The following is a 24149-nucleotide window of genomic DNA, read 5'->3' on the forward strand; positions in this document are numbered from 1 at the left end:
CACATGCTGTCCATTGGTTTACAACCTTGGTTGATACAGTTTTGGTTATTGCGTCGCACGGCGGCGATCTGCGGAGAGGTCGCGACAGAGGAATGAAACTATGGTGCGATATCCAAGCGATACGGCATGGACAAAGCGTGAGTACGGCGAAGGCGACGGCAAGGGTTTGCCCGATTATGTTGCAGGGAAGTGCGTTGGACCGCTGGTCCCGCAGGGCTCATCGGCTTCAGTGCCGATGGCGCTAGTTTGGCAGCCTGTGCGAGATGTCCGCCCAGGAGGCACTATCCTGTATCATGAGGCGCTGGTACGTTTCCCGGAAACCGATGGCTGGGATACCGCCCCGCACGCGACCTTGGCGATGATCGAGCGTTGCGGCGGAAGCCTTTCCTTCGATCGGCTCATTGTCCGCCGCGTAATCGATATGTTGCAATCCAATCCGCTCAAGGTCCTCGGCGTCAACATATCGGCCACCAGCACCGACCCCGACGGGTGGGAGGATGTGCTGCATCTGTTGCGCAACTCTCATGAGATTGCGAGCCGCCTGATCGTCGAAATCACCGAAACCGCGCCGTTCGCTGATCTGGACAGGTCGGCACGATTCTGTTCGCATCTGCAATCCTGCGGTGTGCGCATCGCCCTCGACGACTTTGGGGTCGGTCATTCGTCGGTAGCGACCGCATTGGCTTTAAAGCCTGCGATCATCAAGATCGACGGCAGCTTCGTGCGACAGGCTTGCACAAGCGCCGCCGCGATGTCCCTGTTCTGGCATCTGGTCGGCGTAACCAAGTCCCTCGGCGCATTGACCATCGTGGAAGGGGTTGAGAGCCGGGAGCAGGCAACCATTGCCGAGGAGGCGGGAAGCATATGGCAGCAGGGCTTCTTCCACGGCAGGCCTATGACCCTGCCCTTCGCCGAGACACATCCTGACTTCTTTGAGGGGATCGGCGCAACTCACCATGCTTTCCAGGCTTTCACGACCAGGGCGGGGGCATTCATCCCGACGGTGTGGAAATGATGCACAACATGTCCCCATGGCTGATCGTGCTGGCCGCAGCGGGAGGCGCCGTGCCTGGATTGTGGATCATGACCTATTGGTTCGCGGCGCGACAACGCTATCGTCGGCTGCGACGCGTCCTCAATCGCGTGCGGCACGAACGCGACGTTTTGCGTTTCCAGATGACTATGGCGAACGAACCCGCCCGGAAGAGCGGTAACGACCAGCCCGTCCGCACCGCAAATCGTGTTTCGCCGGGTCAGGTGAATGCGTCGCTTTCAAACTACGGCAAGCGCGGCATCGGCTTTAAAGCATATGTTCAAAGAATGACGGTGGCAGCGATCACGACTTCGGAGTAGGGCTCGTCGGCCTAGGTGTTTGATTGCGGCAATCGATGGCGCGGGCCAAGCTGGCACGCAGGTCGAGCATCGCGAAGGAACTGCTGGATGTCGGCATAGATCGATCGGGTAGAGTGGGGCATCGTCGCCAGCGCGTCGCTCTGGCCCGTGGTGACCAGCGCCCCCTGCGTAAAGAGCGAACGGCTGATCGGGGCGACGATGCGGGTGAAGCCCGGATTGGCGCTCGCGCTGTTCAGGGCGAGGTGATATTGCTTGACGCTCGCCTCCGCCTCCCGCGCGGCGGCGGCCTCGGCGTTTGCCAGTTACGCGGCTCTCTGGTTGCGTGCGGCTCGGTAGGCACGGAGATCGATCTGATAGAGCGGCTGTCCGGTGCGAACAGTCGCGCCTTGATGAAGCCGTCGACCTAGAGGCGAACCTCGGCGGTCTTGGTCGCGTTCGTGCTCCCGGTCAAGTCGACGGTGGTGGTTACCGGCAGCGCCGTGAGCGTCATGACACCCTCCTCGGCCTCGCGCATCGGCGACTACCCGGATTTGCCGCCACCGCAGGCGGACAGGGCAAGCGCGATGGCGAGGAAGACGTGAGACCGCCCTTGGCGGATCGATGGGAAGGGTATGGCGCCGTTGGGGGAGGGGCAGGCGTTTCGGCACGACGGGAAGGAGAACATCGAATGCTCCGATCAGATGTTCCCGCTTATGATCCCTCCAGTCCGCCAAATATGCGAAGTGTGTCAGGCTATACATCGAATTGTCTTGGACGCGGGCTGACAGAATAATCGCATATTTGCTGCGAAGATTTTCGAAATATCTATGTTTTGACAATGACTTGAGGGGTGCGCTGTGCGTTCCACCTGCTCCGGGCAGGAGCGAAGCTTCGAACGGCGATCGCCATTCGGGCGCAATTGAGCGCTCCTGCCCCTTGCGCCCTGTCGAGTTCCAGACCCTCGCCGGGGGACAGGCTCCCTTCCGCGACCTCGTCATACTATCATCGCATCCGACCAAGGGACAGATGATCGGCTCGCGCCAATATCTGATCTTTGCGCCCCCGAACCCGGTAGAAACTCAGCCTGTATCGCCTGCGGTATGAAGGGGAGGCTACCCATCACCCGAAAGGTTCGATCTCACGGGCTAGGAGATAATCCAGCAAGTCAGATTCAGGCACGGGCCGCGCCAGATAATATCCCTGGAAGAGGTGACCGCCCAGTCCCTGTATCATCGCATAATCCTCACGCGTCTCGATGCCTTCGATGACGACTTCGAGGTCGAATTTCCGACCATAATCGATGATCGCGCTGACCAGATGCTGGTCCTCGGGCGACCGGGTGATGTTGGATACGAAGCTTCGATCGATCTTGATGCGATCGACCCGGCGATGGCGCAGAGCCTCCAGCGACGAATAGCCCACGCCGAAATCATCCAGGCTGATCGTCACGCCCGCCTTCGACAGCGTTTGTATCTTGTGCTGTATGGCCTTGGTCTCGAAGGCGGTCTCCTCCGTGATTTCGACGTCGAGCAAGAGAGGCGCAAGGCCAAGCGCCTCGAAATGCTCGAGGATGATGGTGTCGACCGACAGTTGCGCCATCTCGCGCGGCGATATGTTGATCGCAACCTTGATCTCCTTCAGTCCGGCTTGGACTAGGGCTTCCAGAAGTTGGCTGGCACGGTGCAGCACGAAACGGAGCAGGGGTTCGGCGTGTCCGTTGATCGCGGCCAGGCGGACCACATTTTCCGGGGAGATCCAGCCGTGCTGCGGATGCCGCCAGCGCAGCAGGGCTTCGATCGTGTTCGGCAAGCTTTGGCCGAGCGCGAAGATGGGCTGGAACCAGACATCCAGCGATCCGTCCTCGAGATGGCGTGGGAGGTCGCGTTCGAGGTCGCGGCGCATCTCCAATCGCTCGCGCAACTCGTTGTCGAAGACGTGATAGCGGTTCCGGCCTCCATTCTTGGCGGCGTAAAGGGCTTCGTCGGCACAGGCCAGGACATCGGCCAGGTCCGCCTGAAGGCTCATGACGATCCCGATGCTGGCCCCCAGCGCGCCCGTATCGACGCCGTCCATGTGAACCGACAGGGCGCCAATGACAGTCTGTGCGAGGTCGGTGGCCTCTTGAAATGCCGCGACGGGGAGGAAGATGGCGAACTCGTCGCCGCCCATGCGCGCGAGAAGGCTTTTGCCGTGGGTCTGGGCCTGAAGGCGCCTGGCCGCCTCTATCAGCACCTGGTCGCCCTTGCGGTGACCATAGACGTCATTGACGGCCTTGAAGCCGTCAAGGTCGATGAACATCAGGCAATAGGCATCCGACCCCGCCTTCATGTGTTCCTCGACCTCGGTGAGAAAACCCGATCGGTTGAGCAAGCCCGTCAGGTCGTCATGCGTTGCGCGATGTCGCATGATGTCGATGATGTGCAGCGAATGATCGTGCGCCGCCGAAAGGGCCGCGGCGTTCGTCGTGGCTTCGTGCTTGGCGCGGCTGAGCGCTTTGAACGTTCTTTCGGCGCGAATGGAACTGCGCGATAGGGCGGCCATGTAAACGATCGTGGTGAAGGCGATGCAGGCCCGCTCGAACCCTCCTGCCACCAACAGGCAGATGACGACGGATGCCAGAGCCGGTAGGATGAAGCACATGGGCGTGCGGGCGTCGGGCGTGCCATGGGTGACGGCCCCTGCGGTGACGCCGCATACGACGGTCAGATAGAAGAGCGACTGCGGCGAGGTGTAACCGGCGCACAGGATCGGAACCCAGGCCCATACCAGTCCCGAAAGCAGCGCTCCTGTCCACATCAGATATCTCTGCACGGCGATCGATCGCAGCGGCGATCTTCGGCCGGAAACCTTTCCCACGTCCGGGGCCGGCAGATAGCAAAGATAGAGACGCACGAGGTTCACGGTGAGCGAGGCGACGAACCAGACGATGCCGTAGAGCGCGAGGTCGCTCCTGATCGCGACCAGGAGGTTGACCATGCCGAGCATCATATTGACGGGTATGGCGACCCGGACGCAGCTCTTGATCTCGGCAATCTGGTCCAGGACGATAGGCGCAGAAAGCTCGTCTGGGATTTTCGCCACAGGGAGATCAAATTGCGTGCGGCGGGAGGAGGGCATGGGCAATCACCGTGACGAACTCGGAATAGGTTCTTCGTTTCGCATGCGTAAGGTATATGCTGTGCTAACAGTCGCCGAAACTGAGCGAAATGTTGTGAAATGGCCCCGGTTTTGACCGAGAGTTTTAAGCCTGGGATTTTGGTCGAAGATTGAGTCGAACTATTTCAACGACTTGTGGTTCGCTGAGGGTGCGGTGCGCGAGCGATTACACCGACCGGGGGCGGGCGATCATTGTCCTGCCGCCGCCACGAACGTCAGCAGCTTCTCTTTGCCGTCGAGCTGGAATTTCATGCGTCAGCATTTCGACCCGGTGCGGGCATAGGCCACCTGAATTGGCCATCCCGTATGGCTTCCCGTGTCGCTCCGCCGTGTCGATCAGAGTGATGATACCCCGCCATGCATCCCCGACACCCCCGCGTTTGCAAGGGGATTGAGACGTTACGAGCGTACCGATGCAGGATTATGGCGGAAGAGGTGGGATTCGAACCCACGGATGGCTTGCACCATCGCCGGTTTTCAAGACCGGTGCCTTAAACCGCTCGGCCACTCTTCCGTATCGGCGGAAGGGGCCTGTACGCCAAGCCGGGCGGCGAATCCACCCTTGGATTTGGGTCCGCCAGGATGGGGCAATCCCGCCATCCGCGGGTGATCCGTGCCGTGCGCGCGGTGACGCGAGGTTCCGGTTCCGCCGTCGCTATGGCAAACAGGCCGCATGTGGGGGGACATTACCCGGCGCGTGAGGCGCCTCGGCATTTCTTCGGCTCTGGCTCTGCTGGTCGGCAGCACGCCCGCGCTTGCGCAGGATGAGGCGGGTTTCCAGCGCTATCTGCAACAGGTGCGCGGCACCGCGAGCACGCAGGGGGTCAGCCGCGCGACGCTGGACGCCGTGCTGCCGACGCTGACGCTCAACACCCGTGTCATCGAACTCGACCGCCGTCAGCCGGGCGGTCCGAGCAATACCGGCTTCAGCCCCTTTGCGCCCTATAAGGCCGCGCATGTCGATGCCGCGCGGATCGGCCGGGGGCGCAGCAAATATCTGGCGCAGCGCCCGCGCCTGTCGCGGATCGAGCGCGAGACGGGCGTGCCCGAATCGATCATGGTCGCGATCTGGGGCCATGAGACCAATTACGGCGCCTATACCGGCAATTTCGACCTGCTGCGCTCGCTCGCCAGCCTGGCCTATGAGGGGCGGCGGCGTCCCTTGTTCGAGGGCGAGTTCATCGCCGCGCTCAAGATGATGGACCGGGGCGTCAGCCGCGAACAGCTGAAGGGCAGCTGGGCCGGGGCGACCGGCAATCCGCAATTCCTGCCGTCCATCTATCTGCGCCTTGCGCGCGACGGCGATGGCGATGGCCGCGCCGACATCTGGAATAGCGAGGCCGATACGCTGGCCTCGATCGGCAACTACTTCGTCAATGCCGGTTGGCGGGCGGGCCAGCCCTGGGGCTTTGCGGTGACGGTGCCGGCCGGGTTCGATCAGTCGCAGGTCCGCAACCGGCTGGTCAGCCCCCGCTGCCCGCGGGTGTTCGAGCGGCATAGCGGGTGGCGGACCATGGCCGAATGGCGCGCGCTGGGCATCGTGCCGCAGGGCACCGCCTGGCCCGGCGATCAGGTGCTGGCCACGCTGATGGAGCCCGACGGGCCGGGGCGGACCGCCTATCTGCTGACCGGCAATTACCGCGTGATCCTGGATTACAACTGCTCCAACTTCTACGCCTTGTCGGTGGGCCTGCTGGCCGATGCGATTGCGGGCTGAGATCCTGGCCCTGGCGGCGCTGGTGGTCGGCTTTGCCGCGCCGGTCCGGGCGGAGGAGGCGTCGGCGCCGCGCTACGGCGGTTACCAGGCGAGCGGCCATGCCAGCTGGTACGGCCATGAACTGGCGGGTCGGCGGACCGCGACGGGGCGGCGGTTCGATCCCGACGACGTGATGATCGCGCATCGCAGCCTCCCGCTGGATTCGATGGTCGAGGTGACCGACATCGACACCGGCCGGACGATCGTGGCGCGAGTCGGCGATCGCGGGCCGGGCCGCGCCGACCGGCTGGCCGACCTGTCGCTGGGCGCGGCGCGGCTGCTGGGGACGAACCGGCGGGCGGTGGCCCATATCCGGCTGCGCGCGCTGCGGACCGGCGCGGACAATCCCGGCCTGGTGCTGGCGGGGGCCAGCGCGGTGCCGCCGGTCGCCAAGCCCATCTCGCTCGATCCGCAGGCGCGCTACCGCGTTCAGATCGCCAGCTTCTCCAGCCAGCCTCGGGCCGAAGCGCTGGCCCGCCGCTTCGAGGCGCGGGCGCACCGGGTCGGCCGGGTCTGGCGCGTCGAACGGTCGTCATTGAATGCCGATTCCGCCAAAGCCCTGCGTGACGCGGCGGCACAGGCGGGTTATGACGACGCCCGCATCCTGCATCAGGATTGACCTCCTACCTCCCTTTGGTCACGGAACATCCATGAAGACCCTGTTCGCATCGCTCGCCGCCCCGCTCGCTCTCGTCGCGCTGGCCTATCCCTCGATCGCGGCCGCGCCGCAGTTCGATACCCCCGCGCCGGTCGCGTTCATGAAGGACCTGTCGTCGGGCGCGGTGCTGTTCCAGCGGGACGCCGATCGCCGGATGCCGCCCGCCTCGATGGCGAAGATGATGACGGTCTATGTCGCCTTCGACCTGGTGAAGAAGGGCCAGCTGAAGCTGGACGACATGGTCACGGTCCAGCCCGAGACCTGGAAGAAGTGGCATGGCCCGCAGGCGGGGTCGACCATGTTCCTGTCGCCCGGCGAGCAGGTCAGTGTCGCCAACCTTCTCTATGGCATCGTCACCCTGTCGGGCAACGACGCCTGCGTCGTGCTGGCCGAGCATATCGCGGGGACCGAGCCGAACTTCGTCGAGCGGATGAACCGGACCGCCAAGCAGATCGGGCTGACCAACAGCCATTTCGGCACCTCGAACGGCTGGCCGGACGGCGGCGTGACCTATGTCACCGCGCGCGACCTGGCCAACCTGGCCGAGCACACGATCGAAGACTTCCCCAAGCTCTACAAGCAATTCTATTCTCGCCGCGATTTCTCCTGGGGCAAGACGATGGGCGGCAACGCCATCACCCAGGCGAACCGCGATCCGCTGCTGGGTCGCGTCGCGGGGGCCGACGGCCTGAAGACCGGGCATACCGAGGAGGCGGGTTACGGCTTCACCGGTTCGGCCGAGCAGAATGGCCGCCGTCTGGTGATGGTCGTCGCGGGGCTGAACAGCTTCGGCGCGCGGGCCGAGGAATCGGTGAAGTTCATGAACTGGGGCTTCCGCGCATGGCAGGCCAAGCCCGTCGTGGCGCAGGGCAAGAAGGTCGCCGATGCCGAGGTCCAGATGGGATCGTCGAGCAGTGTCGGCCTGGTCGCGCCGCGCCAGCTGACCGTGACGCTGCCCGCCGGGCTCGACCCGCAGCTGAGCGCCAAGGTCGTCTATCAGGGCCCGATCAAGGCCCCGATCAAGGCGGGCCAGCATATCGCCGACCTGGTCGTCAGCTCGCCCGACATGCCCGCGCAGCGCCTGCCGCTGGTCGCGGACAAGGATGTCGGCGAAGCCGGGTTCTTCGGACGGGCCTGGGCCGGGCTGACCTCGTTCTTCGGGTGATCGCATGAACCTGCCGGTCGGCAATGCGGCGGCGCAGGCCGCCTTTGCCGCCGCGCTGGGGGGCGCCAAGCTGCACCATGCCTGGCTGCTGGCCGGGCCGGAGGGCTTGGGCAAGGCGGCCTTCGCGCGCGCGGCGGCCAGGCGCGTCCTGGCTCGGGCGGGCGGGCAGGGGGGCTTGCCCCCCGGCCTCGCCGTGCCCGACGATCATCCGACCGCCAGGCTGATGGAGGCGGGGTCGCATCCCGATTTCTGCGTGCTGGCGCGGCTGCCCAAGGATGCGGACAAACCCGACCAGGATCTGGCGCGGTCGATCACCATCGCGCAGGTCCGCACGCTTCAGCCGATGTTCGCGACCGCGCCCGCCATGGGCCCGGCGCGGGTCGTCCTGATCGACTCGATCGACGATCTGGAGCGGGGCGGCGCCAATGCGCTGCTCAAGAATCTGGAGGAGCCGCCTGCGGGCACCCTGTTCCTGCTGGTCAGCCATGCACCGGGACGGTTGCTGCCCACCATCCGGTCGCGATGCCGCTTGCTACGTTTCGAGCGGCTGTCGGACGGCGAGGTCGCCACGGTACTGCGCGGGCAATTGCCCGAGGCCGAGGAGGACGAGATCGCCGCGCTGGTCGCCGCCGCCGATGGCGCGCCGGGCCGTGCGCTGCGCTTTGCCGGGCTGGACATTGCCGGGCTCGACGCGACGATCGCGCGCATTGCCGAGAGCGGCGATCCGGGCAATGCCGAGCGGGTCAAGCTGGCCAAGGCGCTGGCGGGCAAGGCCGCACAGGCGCGCTACGAAGCGTTTCTCGATCGGGTGCCCGCCTTTATCGCGGGCCGGGCGCAGACGCGGTCGGGGCCTGCCCTGAAGGTCGCGCTGGATGCCTATGCCGCCGCGCAGGATCTGGCGGGCGCGGCGCGCGGCCTGTCGCTGGATGCGCAGGGCACGGTGTTCGAGATGGCGGGGATCATCGCGACCTTGCGGTGAGGGTTGCCCTTGGGCTTCGACTTCGCTCAGCCTGAACGGCTGGTGGGAAAGGCGTACCTCTACGTCCGTTCAGGCTGAGCGAAGTCGAAGCCCACGCATCACCGCCAGCCAAATAGCCTGTTACAGACCAACCCGCTCGAAATGCCCCGGCGCGAAGCCGTCGATCGCCAGCGCGGTGATCCGCTCCGCCACCATTTCGGGTGCCTTGACCGATGCCGGATCCTCGCCCGGATAGGCCTTGGCGCGCATCTGGGTGCGGGTCGCGCCCGGATCGACGATGGCGGTGCGGATCGCGCTGATCTCGGCCGTCTCGTCACCATAGGCACCGAGCAGCGTCTCGAACGCCGCCTTGGAGGCGCCATAGCCCCCCCAATAGGCACGGGGGCGGCGTCCGACCGAAGAGGTGACGCCGATCACCCGCGCGCCCTTCGACCGGCGCAGCATCGGGTCGAAGGCGGAGATCATCGCGGCCTGCGCGCTGACGTTCAGGGTCAGGACGCGGGCGAATTCCTTGGGATCGATGGCGGGCACGGCGGCCAGCGATCCCAGCATCCCGGCATTCAGCACGAGGATGTCCAGCGCCTGCCACCGCTCGCCGATCGCCCCGGCCAGCCGCCCGATCGACTCATTCTCCGTCAGGTCGAGCGGCGCGATGGTGGCCGATCCGCCCGCGTTGAAGATGGTCTCCTCGACCTCTTCCAGTCCCTTGGGGGTGCGCGCGGTCAGGACGATATGGGCCCCTTGCGCGCCGAGCGCGATGGCCGTGGCGGCACCGATCCCCCGGCTGGCGCCGGTGACCAGCGCCAGCTTGCCCGACAGCGCACCCGTCATCAGGCGACCCGCTCGGCCAGCATCTGGAACTGGTCGACCGGCGCCGTCTCGTCATGGTCGGTCAGCGTGGTGGGATAATCGCCGGTGAAGCAGGCGTCGCAATAGCTGGGCTTGCCGTCGCGCGCCGCGTTGAGCGCCTTGTACAGCCCCTCGATCGACACGAAGGACAGGCTGTCGGCGTGAATGAAGTCGGTCATGCCGCCCAGGTCGAGCTTGGCGGCCAGCAGCTTGGCCCGCTCGGGCGTGTCGACGCCGTAGAAGCAGCTGTGGCGGGTCGGGGGCGACGCGATGCGCATATGCACCTCGGCCGCGCCCGCCTCGCGCATCATCTGCACGATCTTCAGGCTGGTGGTGCCACGCACGATCGAATCGTCGATCAGCACGATCTTCTTGCCCTGGATCAGCGCGCGATTGGCATTGTGCTTCAGCTTGACGCCCAGATGACGGACCTTGTCGCCCGGCTGGATGAAGGTGCGGCCGACATAGTGCGAGCGGATGATGCCCAGTTCGAACGGAATGCCCGACTGCTGGGCATAGCCGATCGCGGCGGGGACGCCCGAATCGGGGACCGGGATGACCAGATCGGCATCGACCGGCGCCTCGATGGCGAGCTGTGCGCCGATTTCCTTGCGCACCGAATAGACCGACTGGTCGCCCGCGATCGAATCGGGGCGGCTGAAATAGACCCACTCGAAGATGCAGGGGCGCGCATCGACCGCCTGGAAGGGGCGGATCGAGCGGATTTCGGTGCCCTGCACGATGACCAGCTCGCCCGGCTCGACCGCGCGTTCGAAGGTCGCGCCGCACACGTCGAGCGCGACCGTCTCCGAGGCGAAGATCACCGCGCCGTCCAGGCGACCCATGACCAGCGGCCGGATGCCCAGCGGATCGCGGCAGGCGATCATGCCCTCGGGCGTCATGACGATCAGCGAATAGGCGCCCTCGACCTGCTTCAGCGCGTCGATGAAGCGGTCGAGCAGGGTGCGATAGTTCGAGGTCGCGACCAGATGGATGATCGTCTCGGTATCGCTGGTCGACTGGAAGATCGAACCGCGACGCACGAGCTCGCGACGCAGCTTCATCGCATTAGAGATATTGCCGTTATGCGCGATGGCGAAGCCGCCGGTCGACAGGTCGGCATAAAGCGGCTGGACGTTGCGCAGCGCGGTCTCGCCGGTGGTCGAGTAGCGGACATGGCCGCAGGCGACATCGCCCGGCAGGCCGCGGATCACGTCGTCGCGGTCGAAATTGCCCGCGACATGACCCATCGCGCGGTGGGTGTGGAACAGCGCGCCGTCGAAGCTGGTGATGCCCGCGGCTTCCTGCCCGCGATGCTGGAGCGCGTGCAGGCCGAGCGCGGTCAGCGCGGCCGCGCCGCTGGCGCCGGACACGCCGAAGATGCCGCATTCCTCGCGGAGTTTGTCGTCGTCGAAAGGATGGGTGGTCAGCATGGGAGAGGCGCTCGCAACGTTCGCAACTAAGGGGCAGACGGGGCGCATATAGGAACGTCATCCGCGTTTGTCGCCTGTTTGTCATGGTTGACGGGATCATTTTCGGGGAGGCTGCGTTTCGGCACCGAAAACAGGAGATGTCATATGGCGCGCGACCACGGACCCCAGGTCAAGGATGACGCCCTGTACGAGGAGCTGCGCAAGCAGGGCCAATCCAAGGAAAAGGCGGCAAGAATCGCCAATGCCAAGGCAAAGGGCAGCCTGGACCACCGCGCGACGCATCTGGAGGACCGGACCAAGGACGACCTGCTGAAAGAAGCCCGCAGGATCGGCATTGCGGGGCGGTCGAAGATGGACAAGGCGGCGCTGATCGCCGCGATTCGGGATCATGGCTGACGGGTTGGAAGGCGGCGCGGTTGCGGCTAGATCATGCCGTCATGGCCGACCATCGTGACACCGGGCTGACGCTCGACCCCAAATTCGACGCCAACGGATTGCTGACCGCGATCGCCACCGACCGCGTGAGCGGCGACCTGTTGATGGTCGCGCATATGAATGCCGAGGCATTGGAAGCCACCCGGACCACCGGCGAGGCGCATTTCTGGTCGCGCAGCCGGGGACGGCTTTGGAAGAAGGGCGAAAGCTCGAACCATGTCCTGCGCGTCGTGGAGATGCGGATCGACTGCGACCAGGATGCGCTCTGGCTGATCTGCGACCCCGCCGGACCGGCCTGTCACACAGGCGCGCGCAGTTGCTTCTTCCGGCGGATCGAGGGCGACGGGCTGGTGCCGGTCGCGTGAGACGGGGCTGGGCGGGCCTGATGCTCGCCGCCGCGCTGGCGGCCTGCGGTTCGGGCGCCGGCGATGCCGACAATGCGGCGGGCGAGCAGCTGGAGGCCGCCAGCATCGCCGCGGGCCTCGTCGCCGATCCGGCGGTCGTCCCGCTGGAGGGCATGTGGGCGCGCGATTCGGACCGGATGTGCATCCTGCCGCCCGGCGATGGCGGGTCGGACGCATCATGGCGGATCGGCGTGATGGTGGATTATGGCGAGGGGCAGGGGTGCACCGCGCGCGGTACGCTCAAACGCTCGGGGCGCGACCTGGCCGTGACGCTGGGCGGCTGTCGCTTCACCGCGCGGTTCGACGGCGACGACATCCAGTTTCCCGCGACGCTGCCCGCGCCCTGCGCCTCGCTGTGCACGGGACGCGCGAGCCTGTCGGCGCTGATCGTCGAACGGATCAGCCGGTCGGTGGCGGAGGCGCGGACGCTGCGCAGCGCGGACGGCGCGGCGCTTTGCGACGATTGACGTTGACGTAAACGGACCCTAGCCTCCTGCATCATGGCCAAGGTCGCTGCCCATCCCGTGTCCCCGCCCGAACCCGACCGCGACACGTACAGCATCACCGAATTGTGCGGCGAGTTCGGCGTCACCGCCCGCGCGCTGCGCTTCTATGAGGATGAGGGGCTGATCTCGCCCGAGCGGCGGGGGACGCAGCGCATCTATTCGCCGCGCGACCGGGCGCGCCTCGCCTGGATCCTACGCGGCAAGCGGGTGGGGTTCAGCCTGGCCGAGATACGCGAGATGATCGACCTGTACGATCTGGGCGACGGCCGCCGCCAGCAGCGCGAGGTGACGATCGCCCGCTGCACCGCCAAGATCGAGGCCCTGCAGGCGCAGAAGCACGACATCGATGCCGCGATCGCGGAACTGGCGGAGTTCGTGACGCTGGTGGAAATGCATCGCGATTGATGGCGCGATACGGCGGCTATCCCCCATTCCCCACCCTCCGTTCAGCCTGAGCGAAGTCGAAGGCCACGCCCGGCGCTGGCCGCAAGCGATTTTACGTGGCCCCGACAAGCGGGCCGTCATCCCATGGTGGTGTCGGAGAGGTTTTCCCTTGGCCTTCGACTTCGCTCAGGCTGAACGGGGGTGGGGGGAGCGGGGTTGGGGCTGGACGGGCCCTGGCGTCCTACGGCTTTCCCTCGGGCGATGGCGCACTGGCGCGTCTCACGCCGCCGAGTTCGCCCGGTGCTGGTGTTGCGGCGGGCTGGGGCGTCGGGGTCGCCGCAGGTACGGGTATGACGGTCAGCGTCTGCCGCTTCATGCAGCGCGACCCCCGCATCGCCGGATAGAGGGTACAGTTCCACAGCGTCCGCTCCAGTCCGGTGGTCGGATCGCGCAGATAGCTGAACGCCATCGTCTCCAACTGCGTCGGGGCCAGCGGCACGGCGCGCGGGGTGGCGGCGGCGTCGCGCCAGGCCATGACCGTGCAATGCTTGCGCTCGCCGCACAGGGTCAGCGCGAAGGCGGCGAAGCCCTCGGGCGCCAGGCCGGTGGGCAGGGTGACGAGGAACATGTCCGGGTCGCTCGCCAGCGGGGCCAGCGTTCCACCTGCCACCGCCCCCTCGGCCAGCGCGGCCCCTGCTTCGCCGGTCGCTTCGGTGCCCGCCCGATGCGGTGGGGAGAAGGGGGCGAGGGCTTCGATGACCGGCTCGCCCGCGACCTGGTGCCGGTTGAAGGCGGGCGGGGTGCCCCACCAGCCCGCCCAGCGGAAGAACAGATGCGATCCGACCCGTGCGACCTTGTCGAGGCTGGCTTGCCAATAGGGGACGACCCAGTCGGTATGGTAATGGGTGGCATGGCCCACGGGACGGAAGACCTTGCCGTTCAGCGCCATCGCGGCGATCTGGCGGGCGCGGGTCCAGGCCGCCTCGGGTGGTTGCCACTTGGTCAGCGCGCCGTCGCAGGTGAAGGTAAACTGACAGCCGGTGCTGCGCTCCTGCCCCTCGAACACCACGCCGCAGACCGTCTTGGGGAAGGCCGGGTGACGCAGCCGGTTGAGCACGACCTGCGCCACCGCCTGCTCGCCCTTGGCATCGTCGCCCGCCTCGTACAGCACGCCCGCCGCCAGACAGTCGAGCGCGCGCGCTTTGTCCTCCGCCGTGCCCCGAAAGACGAAGGGGCGGGCGGCCGGGTTGGGATCGGTCGAGAAGGGGACGCCTTCGTTATAGGCACGCGCCTCGTCGGGCGTCATGTCGATGAACGACACCGGCTCGACTGGGGGAAGCTCGGCGGGCGGCACGACGCGCGGCGTCTGTCGCAGCCGCTCGGTGGCGGTGCGGTGCGTTTTCGGAATGGCGGGAGCGTTCGCCACGAGCAAAGCCGGTACGACACTGGCCGTACCGGCGATGACGAACAGCGCCGCGCGGATGCCGCCGCGCGGCCGGGACAAATCGCTCACTGTTCGGGCAGGAAGTCCGGCACCGACAGATAACGCTCGCCCGTGTCATAGTTGAAGCCGAGCACGCGAACGCCCTCGGGCAGGTCGGGCAGCTTCTGCAGGATCGCGGCCAGCGTCGCGCCCGACGAGATGCCGACCAGCAGCCCCTCTTCGCGGGCGGAGCGACGGGCCATGTCCTTGGCGACATTGGCGTCGACCTCGATCACCCCGTCGATCGCCTGGGTGTGGAGGTTGGCGGGGATGAACCCTGCGCCGATGCCCTGGATCGGGTGCGGGCCCGGCTGGCCGCCCTGGATGACCGGCGAGGCTGCGGGTTCGACCGCATAGACCTTCAGCTGCGGCCATTCCTTCTTCAGCGTCTCGGCGACGCCGGTGATATGGCCGCCGGTGCCGACGCCGGTGATAATGACGTCGATCGGCGAATCGCGGAAGTCGTTCAGAATTTCCTGCGCGGTCGTGCGGACATGGACGTCGATGTTCGCGGGGTTCTCGAACTGCTGCGGCATCCAGGCGCCCGGCGTCTCGCGCACGATCTCCAGCGCGCGCTCGATCGCGCCCTTCATGCCCTTTTCACGCGGGGTCAGGTCGAAGGTCGCGCCGTAAGCCAGCATCAGGCGGCGACGCTCGATCGACATGGACTCCGGCATGACCAGGATCAGCTTATAGCCCTTGACCGCCGCGACCATCGCCAGGCCGACGCCGGTATTGCCGCTGGTCGGCTCGACGATGGTGCCGCCGGGCTTCAGCTCGCCGCTGGCCTCCGCCGCTTCGATCATGGCGAGCGCGATACGGTCCTTGATCGAGCCGCCGGGATTGGAGCGTTCCGACTTGATCCAGACCTCCGATCCGGGGAACAGCCGCTGGATCTTCACATGCGGCGTGTTGCCGATCGTTTCCAGGATGGTGTTGGCCTTCATGGCTTGGCTTCTCCGTGGGTTGGTTCGGTTGCAAGGATTTCAGGCGGATCAAAGGTTCGCGCACGCCGGAGTTCCGGGAACAGCCGCGACCAGAGCAGGGTGACGCCGATCGCGCCCAGCCCGCCGAACACCACCGCGCCGACGGGGCCGAGGATCGAGGCCATGACCCCGCTCTCGAATTCGCCCAGTTCGTTGGAGGCGGAGATGGTCAGCTGCGACACGGCGCTCACCCGCCCGCGCATCGCATCGGGGGTGTGGAGCTGGATCAGCGACTGGCGGACATAGACCGACACCATGTCCGCACCGCCCGCGCAGATCAGCGCGGCGAGGCTGAGCAGGAAGGCGGGATGGACGAACAGGTTCACGCCGCCCAGCGCCACCGTGCCGCTTTGGAGCCCCAGGGCGCCGGTCACATGGCTGGCGATGCCGAAGGTCAGGATCGACAGGCCGAAGACCACGACGGCGATCAGCATCTTGACGCCGACATTGCTGGTCATCGGCTTGAACGAGAACCAGATCGCGGTGGTCGCCGCGCCGATGCCCATGCCCGCCGCCAGCACGCCCAGACCCTGCGACCCGACATGCAATATGTCGCGCGCATAGACCGGCAGCAGCGAGGTCGCGCCCGCCAGCAGCACCGCGAACAGGTCGAGCGTGATCGCCGCCTGGACCAGCCGGTTGCGGCGGACATAGCTGAACCCCTCGACGATTCGGGTCAGCGGGCGGCGGTCGGTCTGCGCGGGCGGCTGCGGCACCGGGCCGATCAGGAAGATGCACAGCAGCGCGACGGCGAACAACAAGGTGGCCACGCCATAGGCGAATTCGGGATGGATCGCATAGAGCAGCCCGCCGACGCTCGGCCCGGCGATGGTGCCGACCTGCCACGCGATCGAGCTGACCGCGATGGCGGTGGGCAGGCTCTCGCGCGGGACCAGATTGGGGGCGAGCGAGGAATAGGCCGGTCCCGAAAAGGCCCGCGCGATGCCGAAGGCGACGGCGGCGGTGAACAGCGCCCCCAGCGTCAGATGCCCCGACCAGGTCAGGAACCAGAGGCTCGCGGCGGTCAACACCAGCAGCGCGGTCGTCGCCCGCACGATCCAGCGCCGGTCGACGCTGTCGGCGACCAGGCCCGTGATCGGGGTCAGCAGGAACAGCGGCACGAACTGCGCGAAGCCGATCATGCCCAGCATGAAGGCAGCCTGCCGGACGTCCATCGTCTCGCGCGCCAGATTGTAAACCTGCCATCCGATGACGATCGACATGGCGGATACCGCGATGGTCCCGCTGAACCGCGACAGCCAGTAGCTGCGGAAATTGGCGATGCGGAACGGGTGTTTGGGTCTATCCATGGTCGGCGAGCGTTGTAGGCTGCGGCGCGCCGTCAAGGCAACCGAGGCAAAGCTATTCTCCGCTAAATTCCTTCTGTCCGAATGGGAATTAAGAGGGGGAATTGAGTTTCATGACAAAGCACGCCAATAGGCGTCCATCCTTCCCTAACGGAAACAAAGGTGTTCCCGACTGTGGCAAAAGCTCCAAGCCGTACCAGCGAGCCCCCCATTCCCAATCGGGAGCGTCCCGCCGAACCGCAACCGTTCCAGGCTACCAAGGAACAGTTGCTGGATTTCTACAAGCAGATGCTCCTGATCCGCCGCTTCGAAGAAAAGGCGGGCCAGCTCTACGGCCTCGGCCTGATCGGCGGTTTCTGCCACCTGTATATCGGCCAGGAGGCCGTGGCGGTGGGTCTGCAGTCGGCGCTCGACGGCGACAAGGATTCGGTGATCACCGGTTACCGCGACCATGGCCACATGCTGGCGTACGGCATCGATCCCAAGGTCATCATGGCCGAGCTCACGGGGCGTGCCGCCGGCATCTCCAAGGGCAAGGGCGGGTCGATGCACATGTTCTCGACCGAGCATAAATTCTATGGCGGCCACGGCATCGTGGGCGCGCAGGTGTCGCTGGGCACCGGCCTGGCGTTCGGGCACAAGTACAGCAATGACGGCGGCGTCTGCCTCGCCTATTTTGGCGACGGCGCGGCCAATCAGGGCCAGGTGTACGAAAGCTTCAACATGGCCGAGCTGTGGAAGCTCCCGATCATCTTCGTGATCGAGAACAACCAGTACGCCATGGGCACGGCGGTCAACCGCGCCTCGTCCGAGGACCAGCTGTATCGCCGTGGCGAGAGCTTCCGCATCCCCGGCATCCAGGTCGACGGCATGGACGTGCTGGCGTGCCGTGGCGCGGCCGAAGAGGCGCTGGCCTGGGTCCGTGCGGGCAAGGGGCCGGTCATCCTCGAGATGAAGACCTATCGCTATCGCGGTCACTCCATGTCCGACCCCGCCAAATATCGCAGCCGCGAGGAAGTGCAGGGCGTGCGCGACAAGTCCGATCCGATCGACCACGTCAAGAAGCTGCTCGAAGCGCAGGGCGTGACCGAGGCCGATCTGAAGGTCCTGGAGCAGGACATTCGCAAGCAGGTCAACGAAGCGGCCGATTTCGCCGAACAGACCCCCGAGCCCGATGTGGCTGAACTCTACACTGAAGTGCTGGTGGAGCGTTACTAAGATGGCGATCGAGATCAAGATGCCGGCCCTTTCGCCGACCATGGAAGAGGGCACGCTCGCCAAGTGGCTCGTGAAGGAAGGCGATACGGTCAAGTCCGGCGACATCATGGCCGAGATCGAGACCGACAAGGCGACGATGGAGTTCGAGGCCGTCGATGAGGGCGTGATCGCCAAGATCATCGTCGCCGAGGGCACCGACAATGTGAAGGTCGGCACCGCCATCGCGCTGCTGGCCGAAGAGGGCGAGGACGTCGCGACCGCCGCTGCCTCGGGCAGCCGTTCGGGCGAGGCCGCCAATGCCGCGCCGAAGAACGAGGCGACCGACTCGAATTCGCCGCCGATGCCGGAAGGTGCCGCCGCCGCCGAGCAGGAAAGCGGCACGCAGAAGCTGGTCGCTGCCGCCGAGCAGGATGCGCCCGCCTCGCCGGAAATCCCGGAAGGCACCGAGATGGTGAAGCTCACCGTCCGCGAAGCGCTGCGCGATGCGATGGCCGAGGAAATGCGCGCCGACGACCGCGTCTTCGTGATGGGCGAGGAAGTCGCCCAGTATCAGGGCGCGTACAAGGTCACGCAAGGGTTGCTGGACGAGTTCGGCGACCGTCGCGTCATCGACACGCCGATCACCGAGTACGGCTTTGCCGGTGTCGGCACCGGTGCCGCGATGGGCGGTCTGCGCCCCGTAATCGAGTTCATGACGTTCAACTTCGCCATGCAGGCGATCGACCACATCATCAACTCGGCTGCCAAGACCAACTATATGTCCGGTGGCCAGATGCGCTGCCCGATCGTGTTCCGTGGTCCCAACGGCGCCGCCAGCCGCGTCGGTGCACAGCACTCGCAGAACTATGGCCCGTGGTATGCGTCGGTCCCCGGCCTGATCGTGATCGCGCCCTATGACGCGGCCGATGCCAAGGGCCTGCTGAAGGCCGCGATCCGTTCGGAAGACCCGGTCGTGTTCCTCGAGAACGAGCTGATGTACGGCCGTTCGTTCGACGTGCCCAAGCTCGACGATTTCGTCCTGCCGATCGGCAAGGCGCGGATCATGCGCGAGGGCAAGGACGTCACGCTCGTCTCCTACTCGATCGGCGTGGGCGTCGCGCTCGAAGCCGCCGAGAAGCTGGCCGCCGAAGGCATCGACGCGGAGGTCATCGACCTGCGCACGCTGCGTCCGCTCGACACCAAGACGGTGTTGAAGTCGCTCGCCAAGACCAACCGTCTGGTCGTGGTCGAGGAAGGCTGGCCGACCTGCTCGATCGCGTCGGAAATCACCGCCGTCGTGATGGAGGAAGGGTTCGACGACCTCGACGCGCCGGTGCTGCGCGTCACCAACGAGGACGTGCCGCTGCCTTACGCCGCCAACCTCGAAAAGCTGGCGCTGGTTGACGCGAACAAGGTCGTCGCGGCGGTCAAGAAGGTCACCTATCGCGGCTAAGCCGTAGGGTGTTTCGTGAATTGAAGGGGGCCTTCCGGGAGACCGGGAGGCCCTTTTTCATGGGGTTCATTCGTGCGAAGGGCAGGGGATGACCGACGCCCCCGTCACCCCGACGCCCCCGCCCGCCATCGAAGCGGTGATGCGCGAACAGGCGCTGGCGGTGGGCTATGCGCCCGCCCCCACGCGTGAGGGATTCGCGGCGCTGCTGGACCTCGACCATCAACTCGCCTCGATCCTGCAAAGCACGACCGAGCCGATGATCGGCCAGATGCGGCTGACCTGGTGGTATGAGGCGCTGGAAAAGCTGGACCGAGAGCCCGCGCCTGCGCATCCGGTCTTGCAGCGGCTGGCGGTGGCGGTCCTGCCCGCAGGCGTGCGGGGCGCGGATCTGGCGCCGATGATCGAGGGGTGGGAAGCGCTGCTCGATGATGGCGAAGCGCTGGATGACGAGCGTGTCGCCCGCCATGCGCAGGCGCGCGGGGGCGTGTTGTTCGCCTCGATCGGGCGGTTGCTGGGTGGCGAGGGGTGGGAGCCTCTCGGGACAGCTTGGGCCAAGGCCGATCTGGCCGGGCATATCAGCGACAAGCCGCTGGCGGATCGAATCGGTGCACAGGCCCTGGGCGAGCTGGACACCGCGCTGTCGCCGAAGCGAGCGCGAGGGACGCGGGGATTGAGCGGCCTGGGCGTCCTGGCCCGTGAAGGTCTGCGCCACCCGGACCGCCTGCCGGGCCATCCCCTCCGCGCGGTGCGGCTGGCGTGGCATGGTTTGACGGGGCGCTGAAGCCGTTCGCATCAGGACGGAGCCGTACCCCGGCGAAGGCCGGGGTCCAGTTGTACTGCCCTATCGACAGCGCGGGACCTTTGCCTCCCCCGCCAATCCTTGGCGCTCCACGGGCTGCACAGAAACTGGACCCCGGCCTTCGCCGGGGTACGCCTAGTGTGGGGGCGGCTCACCAAAACCCCGTTCAGCCTGACCGAAGTCGAAGGCCAAGGGAATCGCCTTGCCGCCTGCCTATAACCCCGGTTAACCATAAGCCCGTCTGACGGGGGGAGACGGGACCGATGTGGCGCTATCTGGCCGGTGGGTTGGGCACGCTGGTACTGGTGGGGGCAGGGCTGTTCCTGTGGGGTAGCCGACCCGACACGCCATCCCCGCTCCCCGCCGCGAGCGCCGCCACGGCGCCCTCCCCGCAAACCGCTGAGGACGACGCACCGCTTCCCGAAGCCACCGCCCGCACCCGCGAGCAGAAACGCTTCGACCGCTACGACAAGGACCGCGACGGTGCGATCACGCGCGAGGAATATCTCGCCGCGCGGCGCAAGGCTTACGCCAAGCTGGACCGCGACGGCGACGGCAAGCTGTCCTTCGACGAATGGGCGATCAAGGCCACGACCAAGTTCGCCACCGCCGACCGGGACAAGTCGGGCGCGATGAACGCGGCCGAGTTTGCCACCACTGCTGTCAAGCGTCGACCGGCTCGGGCGAACTGTCCTCCGGCGCGAACGGCACCGGCTGAGGCACCGGAGGCGGCCCCGGCGGAAGAGAGTTGAGCCAGCCGGGCAGCGCCTCGCGCGCGCGATCGGTGTACATCTTCTTGCGATCGGCCTTTTTGGTCCGGCCGGGGATGGGCGGGAACAGGCCGAAATTGACGTTCATCGGCTGATAGGTCTCGGCCTCGGCCAGCCCGGTGATGTGACCCAGCAGCGCGCCCAGCGCCGTCTCGACCGGCGGCGGCGCGATGGTCTTGCCGGTCAGCTCGGCCGCCGCGAAACGCCCGGCGAGCAGGCCGATCGCCGCGCTCTCGATATAGCCCTCGCACCCCGTGATCTGGCCTGCGAAGCGCAGATTGGGACGCGACTTCAGCCGCAGCGTCGCGTCGAGCAGCTCGGGCGAACGGATGAAGGTGTTGCGGTGAAGCCCGCCCAGCCGTGCGAACTCGGCCTTTTCCAACCCCGGAATGGTGCGGAAGATGCGGATCTGCTCGGCATATTTCAGCTTGGTCTGGAAACCGACGATGTTCCACAGCGTGCCCGCCGCATTGTCCTGGCGCAACTGGACGACGGCATAGGGCCAGCGTCCGGTGCGCGGATCGTCCAGCCCGACGCCCTTCATCGGCCCGAAGCGCAGCGTGTCGACCCCGCGCTCGGCCATGACCTCGACCGGCATGCAGCCGTCGAAATAGGGGGTGTTCTTCTCCCACTCGCGGAATTCGGTTTTCTCGCCGTCGAGCAGCGCCTGATGGAAAGCCAGATACTGGTCCTTGTCCATCGGGCAGTTGATGTAATCCTTGCCCGTGCCCTTGTTCCAGCGGCTCTGGAACCAGGCGACCTCCATGTCGATCGATTCGCGGTGGACGATGGGGGCGATCGCGTCGAAAAAGGCCAGCGCCTCCGCGCCGGTCGCCTCGCCGATGCCGCCCGCCAGCGACGGCGCGGTCAGCGGGCCGGTGGCGATGATCGCGGGCCCCTCCGGCAGCGCATCGATCCGCTCGCGAACGATGGTGATGTTGGGATGCGCCGCGAGCGCGGCCGTGACCCCGGCCGAAAAGCCGTCGCGGTCCACCGCCAGCGCCGAACCGGCGGGGACGGCATGGACGTCGCCCTTCGCCATGATGATCGAGCCGAGCGCGCGCATCTCCTGATGGAGCAGGCCGACCGCATTGGAGGTCGCATCGTCCGAGCGGAAGGAATTGGAACAGACCAGCTCGGCCAGATCGCCGCCATGATGGGCGGGCGTGGTGTCCGCGCCGCCGCGCATTTCGGACAGGCGCACCTTCAGCCCCGCTTCCGCAAGCTGCCACGCGGCTTCCGAGCCCGCCAGCCCGCCGCCGATCACATGAATGTCATAGGTCATCGCGTTGCCTTAGACCCGGAAGCGTCGGGGTGGAAGCACTTGCGCCGATGCGACACCGCCGCCACCTCATGGACCATGACGACCATCTTCACCATCGGCTATGAGGGCGTGACCGTCGACGGGTTCCTCGCGACGCTGAAACAGGCGGGGGTCGCGCGGCTGATCGACGTCCGCGCGCTGCCCCTGTCGCGGCGGCCCGGATTTTCCAAGTCGCCGCTGGCCGCCGCCCTGCGCGAGGTCGGGATCGACTATGTCCACCTCAAGGATCTGGGCACGCCGAAGCGCGGGCGGGATGCGGCCAAGAAGGGCGATGTGGGCACGCTGCGCGACGTCTATGACGACCAGCTGGCGCTGCCCGAGGCGCAGGCGGCGGCGGCGCGGATGCTCGATCTGGCGGGCGAGATGCCGTCCGCCTTGCTCTGCTACGAACGCGATCCCTGCCATTGTCATCGCACCCTGTTGCTGGAGGCGGTGGGGCAGGGGATGACGGTGGTCGACCTCTATGTCTGATCAGACCGCGACCAGGTCCACGAAGCTGGCCGTGCGGTCGCGCAGCGCGCCAATGGTTTTGCCCAAAGCCTGCGCCAGCCCGTGGAGCGCGCCCGCTTCCTGATCGATCCGGGTGGCATCCTGCTGGATTTGCGCGACCTGTCGCCCGATCTGGTGCGCGGCCGTCACCGACTGTTCGACATTGCCCGCGATCGCCGTGGTCGCGACGCCCTGCGCCGCCACCGCCAGGTCGATCGCCTGCGAGATGGCGCCGATCGCCCCGACCGCCTCGCAAAGCTGGCCCTGTTCGGCGACGAGCGCGTGGAGGTTGGTCTTGACCTCGGCGATGTTGCGCGCGGCGTCCTGTGCGGCTTCACGGGTCTGGCTGGCGAGTGCCTTGACCTCATGCGCGACGACCGCGAAGCCGCGTCCGGCCTCGCCCGCGCGCGCGGCCTCGATCGCGGCGTTCAGCGCGAGCAGGTTGGTGCGGGCCGATACCGCCTCGATCAGCGCGAGCAGCGCGTCGATCGCGGTGGCGCTGTCGGCCAGGGCATCGGCGCGGAGGCCGGTGGCGGCGATCCGGTCGCCGACCGTGCGGCGGATATCGCGCGCCTTGTCCATGTCGCGGGTGATCGAGGCGAAGGCATCGGCCAGGCCCCGCCCGCGCGCCGCGGTGTCGCCCAGCGCCGAACGGCTTTGCTCGACCGCCTCGGTCATGCATGTCGCGCCCGTCTGGGTTTCGCCCGCATAGCGCGCCAGATCGCCCGCCACGCGGCCCATATCCCCGGTCGCGCGGGCCAGCGTGTCCGACAGGATGGCGATATCGGCCAGGAAGTCATGCGCCGCGCCGTCGATCCGACGCGCCCGCGCCATTCGCTCCTGCGCCAGCGCGATCTGCGCATCGGCCGCCTGCCGCGCGATCGTGGCGGCATCCAGCGTGCCTTCGAAAACACCCTTCTTCGTCAGGATCAGCGCGTCGGGGGCGCCCCAATCGGCATGGAGCGCCAGCTTTTCGGCGATGCTCGCCCCGACCTCGCAACAGGGATGGGCGCGGACATAGCCATCCAGCGTCGCGCCGAAATCGGGATTTTGCAGCAGCGCATGGCCAAAGGGATTATAGAGCAGCCCCTTCACGTCCCGCTCGCGGATCGCGCCGACCGGGCGGCGCTCGGCGTCCAGCACCGGCAGCAGCCGCATGTCGGGATGCTGCCGGAACAGGCCGATCGCCGCCGTCAACGACGCATCGGCGTCGATCACCGGGGCTTGGGGCACGGCGACCCCGGAGGAGAAGACGGGCGGCTTCATGAGCGGCATGGCTACGCC

Annotated in this window: 23 protein-coding genes and 1 tRNA gene; 15 read left to right on the forward strand and 9 right to left on the reverse strand. The window is 66.6% G+C overall.

Annotated features, from left to right (window positions below; all coding sequences use genetic code 11):
* The first annotated feature begins 100 nt into the window (after positions 1 to 100).
* Together QE385_RS00515 and QE385_RS00520 are read left to right on the forward strand one after the other, a co-directional pair.
* On the forward strand, positions 101 to 1015 hold the full coding sequence (locus QE385_RS00515) for an EAL domain-containing protein (RefSeq protein ID WP_307098040.1): 915 nt from the start codon (positions 101 to 103) through the stop codon (positions 1013 to 1015).
* Positions 1016 to 1023: 8 nt separating this feature from the next.
* Positions 1024 to 1353: a hypothetical protein gene (locus QE385_RS00520; RefSeq protein WP_307098041.1), complete on the forward strand. Its 330-nt coding sequence runs from the start codon at positions 1024 to 1026 to the stop codon at positions 1351 to 1353.
* Positions 1354 to 2451: 1098 nt separating this feature from the next.
* Here the strand turns inward: QE385_RS00520 and QE385_RS00525 are convergent.
* The gene (locus tag QE385_RS00525; protein WP_307098042.1) at positions 2452 to 4449 is read right to left on the reverse strand and encodes a bifunctional diguanylate cyclase/phosphodiesterase; all 1998 of its coding nucleotides are present in this window, start codon (positions 4447 to 4449) and stop codon (positions 2452 to 2454) included.
* 463 nt (positions 4450 to 4912) lie between these two features.
* Positions 4913 to 5002: transfer RNA gene (locus QE385_RS00530), tRNA-Ser, on the reverse strand.
* Between the two features lie 159 nt (positions 5003 to 5161).
* On the opposite strand from QE385_RS00530, the gene QE385_RS00535 reads away from it, so the two are divergent.
* Genes QE385_RS00535 through QE385_RS00550 form a run of 4 tightly spaced genes read left to right on the forward strand, consistent with a single transcriptional unit; the run spans position 5162 to position 9046 of the window.
* The gene (locus tag QE385_RS00535; RefSeq protein WP_373424601.1) at positions 5162 to 6205 is read left to right on the forward strand and encodes a lytic transglycosylase domain-containing protein; all 1044 of its coding nucleotides are present in this window, start codon (positions 5162 to 5164) and stop codon (positions 6203 to 6205) included.
* Positions 6189 to 6863 (forward strand): septal ring lytic transglycosylase RlpA family protein, encoded by a 675-nt coding sequence (locus QE385_RS00540; protein WP_307098044.1) that lies wholly within the window; start codon positions 6189 to 6191, stop codon positions 6861 to 6863. The genes QE385_RS00535 and QE385_RS00540 overlap by 17 nt, the downstream gene beginning before the upstream one ends.
* A 31-nt stretch (positions 6864 to 6894) precedes the next feature.
* Positions 6895 to 8067 (forward strand): D-alanyl-D-alanine carboxypeptidase family protein, encoded by a 1173-nt coding sequence (locus QE385_RS00545; RefSeq protein ID WP_307098045.1) that lies wholly within the window; start codon positions 6895 to 6897, stop codon positions 8065 to 8067.
* Positions 8068 to 8071: 4 nt separating this feature from the next.
* A complete protein-coding gene (locus QE385_RS00550) occupies positions 8072 to 9046 on the forward strand; it encodes an AAA family ATPase (RefSeq protein ID WP_307098046.1) in 975 nt (324 codons plus the stop codon).
* A gap of 120 nt (positions 9047 to 9166) precedes the next feature.
* Here the strand turns inward: QE385_RS00550 and QE385_RS00555 are convergent, their stop codons facing one another.
* Together QE385_RS00555 and purF are read right to left on the reverse strand one after the other, a co-directional pair.
* Positions 9167 to 9877 carry an SDR family NAD(P)-dependent oxidoreductase gene (locus QE385_RS00555; RefSeq protein ID WP_307098047.1) on the reverse strand — a complete coding sequence of 237 codons (711 nt, stop codon included), beginning with the start codon at positions 9875 to 9877 and terminating at the stop codon, positions 9167 to 9169.
* A complete protein-coding gene (purF, locus tag QE385_RS00560) occupies positions 9877 to 11328 on the reverse strand; it encodes an amidophosphoribosyltransferase (RefSeq protein WP_307098048.1) in 1452 nt (483 codons plus the stop codon). The genes QE385_RS00555 and purF overlap by 1 nt, the downstream gene beginning before the upstream one ends.
* A 144-nt stretch (positions 11329 to 11472) precedes the next feature.
* Here purF and QE385_RS00565 point away from each other — a divergent pair, with 144 nt between their 5' ends.
* Genes QE385_RS00565 through QE385_RS00580 form a run of 4 tightly spaced genes read left to right on the forward strand, consistent with a single transcriptional unit; the run spans position 11473 to position 13078 of the window.
* The gene (locus tag QE385_RS00565; protein ID WP_307098049.1) at positions 11473 to 11724 is read left to right on the forward strand and encodes a Rho termination factor; all 252 of its coding nucleotides are present in this window, start codon (positions 11473 to 11475) and stop codon (positions 11722 to 11724) included.
* A gap of 41 nt (positions 11725 to 11765) precedes the next feature.
* Positions 11766 to 12128: a phosphoribosyl-AMP cyclohydrolase gene (gene hisI, locus QE385_RS00570; RefSeq protein WP_307098050.1), complete on the forward strand. Its 363-nt coding sequence runs from the start codon at positions 11766 to 11768 to the stop codon at positions 12126 to 12128.
* Positions 12125 to 12634 (forward strand): hypothetical protein, encoded by a 510-nt coding sequence (locus tag QE385_RS00575; RefSeq protein ID WP_307098051.1) that lies wholly within the window; start codon positions 12125 to 12127, stop codon positions 12632 to 12634. Before hisI ends, QE385_RS00575 begins: the two co-directional genes overlap by 4 nt.
* Before the next feature lie 33 nt (positions 12635 to 12667).
* Entirely contained in the window at positions 12668 to 13078 is a 411-nt protein-coding gene (locus tag QE385_RS00580) for a MerR family DNA-binding transcriptional regulator (protein ID WP_307098052.1), read from the forward strand.
* Positions 13079 to 13298: 220 nt separating this feature from the next.
* Here the strand turns inward: QE385_RS00580 and QE385_RS00585 are convergent, their stop codons facing one another.
* The 3 genes from QE385_RS00585 to QE385_RS00595 are packed head-to-tail and all read right to left on the reverse strand — an operon-like array spanning position 13299 to position 16836.
* Positions 13299 to 14570 carry a cell wall hydrolase gene (locus QE385_RS00585; protein WP_307098053.1) on the reverse strand — a complete coding sequence of 424 codons (1272 nt, stop codon included), beginning with the start codon at positions 14568 to 14570 and terminating at the stop codon, positions 13299 to 13301.
* Positions 14567 to 15487 carry a cysteine synthase A gene (gene cysK, locus QE385_RS00590; RefSeq protein WP_294235727.1) on the reverse strand — a complete coding sequence of 307 codons (921 nt, stop codon included), beginning with the start codon at positions 15485 to 15487 and terminating at the stop codon, positions 14567 to 14569. Before cysK ends, QE385_RS00585 begins: the two co-directional genes overlap by 4 nt.
* A complete protein-coding gene (locus tag QE385_RS00595) occupies positions 15484 to 16836 on the reverse strand; it encodes an MFS transporter (protein WP_307098054.1) in 1353 nt (450 codons plus the stop codon). The genes cysK and QE385_RS00595 overlap by 4 nt, the downstream gene beginning before the upstream one ends.
* Positions 16837 to 17007: 171 nt before the next feature.
* On the opposite strand from QE385_RS00595, the gene pdhA reads away from it, so the two are divergent.
* The 4 genes from pdhA to QE385_RS00615 all read left to right on the forward strand — a co-directional run bounded on the left by pdhA (position 17008) and on the right by QE385_RS00615 (position 21034).
* Complete coding sequence (gene pdhA, locus QE385_RS00600; protein WP_294235726.1) at positions 17008 to 18051, forward strand: pyruvate dehydrogenase (acetyl-transferring) E1 component subunit alpha; 1044 nt, start codon at positions 17008 to 17010, stop codon at positions 18049 to 18051.
* Between the two features lies 1 nt (position 18052).
* Positions 18053 to 19483 (forward strand): pyruvate dehydrogenase complex E1 component subunit beta, encoded by a 1431-nt coding sequence (locus tag QE385_RS00605; protein ID WP_307098055.1) that lies wholly within the window; start codon positions 18053 to 18055, stop codon positions 19481 to 19483.
* A gap of 88 nt (positions 19484 to 19571) precedes the next feature.
* Positions 19572 to 20264 (forward strand): squalene/phytoene synthase family protein, encoded by a 693-nt coding sequence (locus QE385_RS00610; RefSeq protein ID WP_307098056.1) that lies wholly within the window; start codon positions 19572 to 19574, stop codon positions 20262 to 20264.
* Positions 20265 to 20545: 281 nt separating this feature from the next.
* Positions 20546 to 21034 (forward strand): EF-hand domain-containing protein, encoded by a 489-nt coding sequence (locus QE385_RS00615; RefSeq protein ID WP_307098057.1) that lies wholly within the window; start codon positions 20546 to 20548, stop codon positions 21032 to 21034.
* On the opposite strand, the gene trmFO is transcribed toward QE385_RS00615, so the two are convergent.
* Complete coding sequence (gene trmFO, locus QE385_RS00620) at positions 20946 to 22337, reverse strand: methylenetetrahydrofolate--tRNA-(uracil(54)-C(5))-methyltransferase (FADH(2)-oxidizing) TrmFO (protein ID WP_307098058.1); 1392 nt, start codon at positions 22335 to 22337, stop codon at positions 20946 to 20948. The two genes, QE385_RS00615 and trmFO, sit on opposite strands and share 89 nt — an antisense overlap.
* A 75-nt stretch (positions 22338 to 22412) precedes the next feature.
* Between trmFO and QE385_RS00625 the strand changes: the two genes are divergently transcribed.
* Entirely contained in the window at positions 22413 to 22847 is a 435-nt protein-coding gene (locus QE385_RS00625) for a DUF488 family protein (RefSeq protein ID WP_307098059.1), read from the forward strand.
* Here QE385_RS00625 and QE385_RS00630 read toward each other — a convergent pair whose 3' ends face one another.
* Positions 22848 to 24140, reverse strand: coding sequence for a methyl-accepting chemotaxis protein (locus tag QE385_RS00630; RefSeq protein WP_307098060.1), 1293 nt, complete (start codon positions 24138 to 24140; stop codon positions 22848 to 22850).
* Positions 24141 to 24149 lie beyond the last annotated feature (9 nt).

The organism is Sphingomonas sp. SORGH_AS_0950 (assembly GCF_030818415.1).
Classification (GTDB): Bacteria; Pseudomonadota; Alphaproteobacteria; order Sphingomonadales; family Sphingomonadaceae; genus Sphingomonas.

Coding starts and splice junctions, on each gene's coding strand:
- QE385_RS00540 (WP_307098044.1), top strand. CDS start 6,189: ATGCGATTGCGGGCTGAGATCCTGGCCCTGGCGGCGCTGGTGGTCGGC.
- QE385_RS00595 (WP_307098054.1), bottom strand. CDS start 16,836: ATGGATAGACCCAAACACCCGTTCCGCATCGCCAATTTCCGCAGCTAC.
- trmFO (WP_307098058.1), bottom strand. CDS start 22,337: ATGACCTATGACATTCATGTGATCGGCGGCGGGCTGGCGGGCTCGGAA.
- QE385_RS00555 (WP_307098047.1), bottom strand. CDS start 9,877: ATGACGGGTGCGCTGTCGGGCAAGCTGGCGCTGGTCACCGGCGCCAGC.
- hisI (WP_307098050.1), top strand. CDS start 11,766: ATGGCCGACCATCGTGACACCGGGCTGACGCTCGACCCCAAATTCGAC.
- QE385_RS00535 (WP_373424601.1), top strand. CDS start 5,162: ATGTGGGGGGACATTACCCGGCGCGTGAGGCGCCTCGGCATTTCTTCG.
- QE385_RS00625 (WP_307098059.1), top strand. CDS start 22,413: ATGACGACCATCTTCACCATCGGCTATGAGGGCGTGACCGTCGACGGG.
- QE385_RS00520 (WP_307098041.1), top strand. CDS start 1,024: ATGTCCCCATGGCTGATCGTGCTGGCCGCAGCGGGAGGCGCCGTGCCT.
- QE385_RS00580 (WP_307098052.1), top strand. CDS start 12,668: ATGGCCAAGGTCGCTGCCCATCCCGTGTCCCCGCCCGAACCCGACCGC.
- QE385_RS00615 (WP_307098057.1), top strand. CDS start 20,546: ATGTGGCGCTATCTGGCCGGTGGGTTGGGCACGCTGGTACTGGTGGGG.
- QE385_RS00545 (WP_307098045.1), top strand. CDS start 6,895: ATGAAGACCCTGTTCGCATCGCTCGCCGCCCCGCTCGCTCTCGTCGCG.
- QE385_RS00525 (WP_307098042.1), bottom strand. CDS start 4,449: ATGCCCTCCTCCCGCCGCACGCAATTTGATCTCCCTGTGGCGAAAATC.
- cysK (WP_294235727.1), bottom strand. CDS start 15,487: ATGAAGGCCAACACCATCCTGGAAACGATCGGCAACACGCCGCATGTG.
- QE385_RS00515 (WP_307098040.1), top strand. CDS start 101: ATGGTGCGATATCCAAGCGATACGGCATGGACAAAGCGTGAGTACGGC.
- QE385_RS00550 (WP_307098046.1), top strand. CDS start 8,072: ATGAACCTGCCGGTCGGCAATGCGGCGGCGCAGGCCGCCTTTGCCGCC.
- QE385_RS00565 (WP_307098049.1), top strand. CDS start 11,473: ATGGCGCGCGACCACGGACCCCAGGTCAAGGATGACGCCCTGTACGAG.
- QE385_RS00610 (WP_307098056.1), top strand. CDS start 19,572: ATGACCGACGCCCCCGTCACCCCGACGCCCCCGCCCGCCATCGAAGCG.
- QE385_RS00630 (WP_307098060.1), bottom strand. CDS start 24,140: ATGCCGCTCATGAAGCCGCCCGTCTTCTCCTCCGGGGTCGCCGTGCCC.
- purF (WP_307098048.1), bottom strand. CDS start 11,328: ATGCTGACCACCCATCCTTTCGACGACGACAAACTCCGCGAGGAATGC.
- QE385_RS00605 (WP_307098055.1), top strand. CDS start 18,053: ATGGCGATCGAGATCAAGATGCCGGCCCTTTCGCCGACCATGGAAGAG.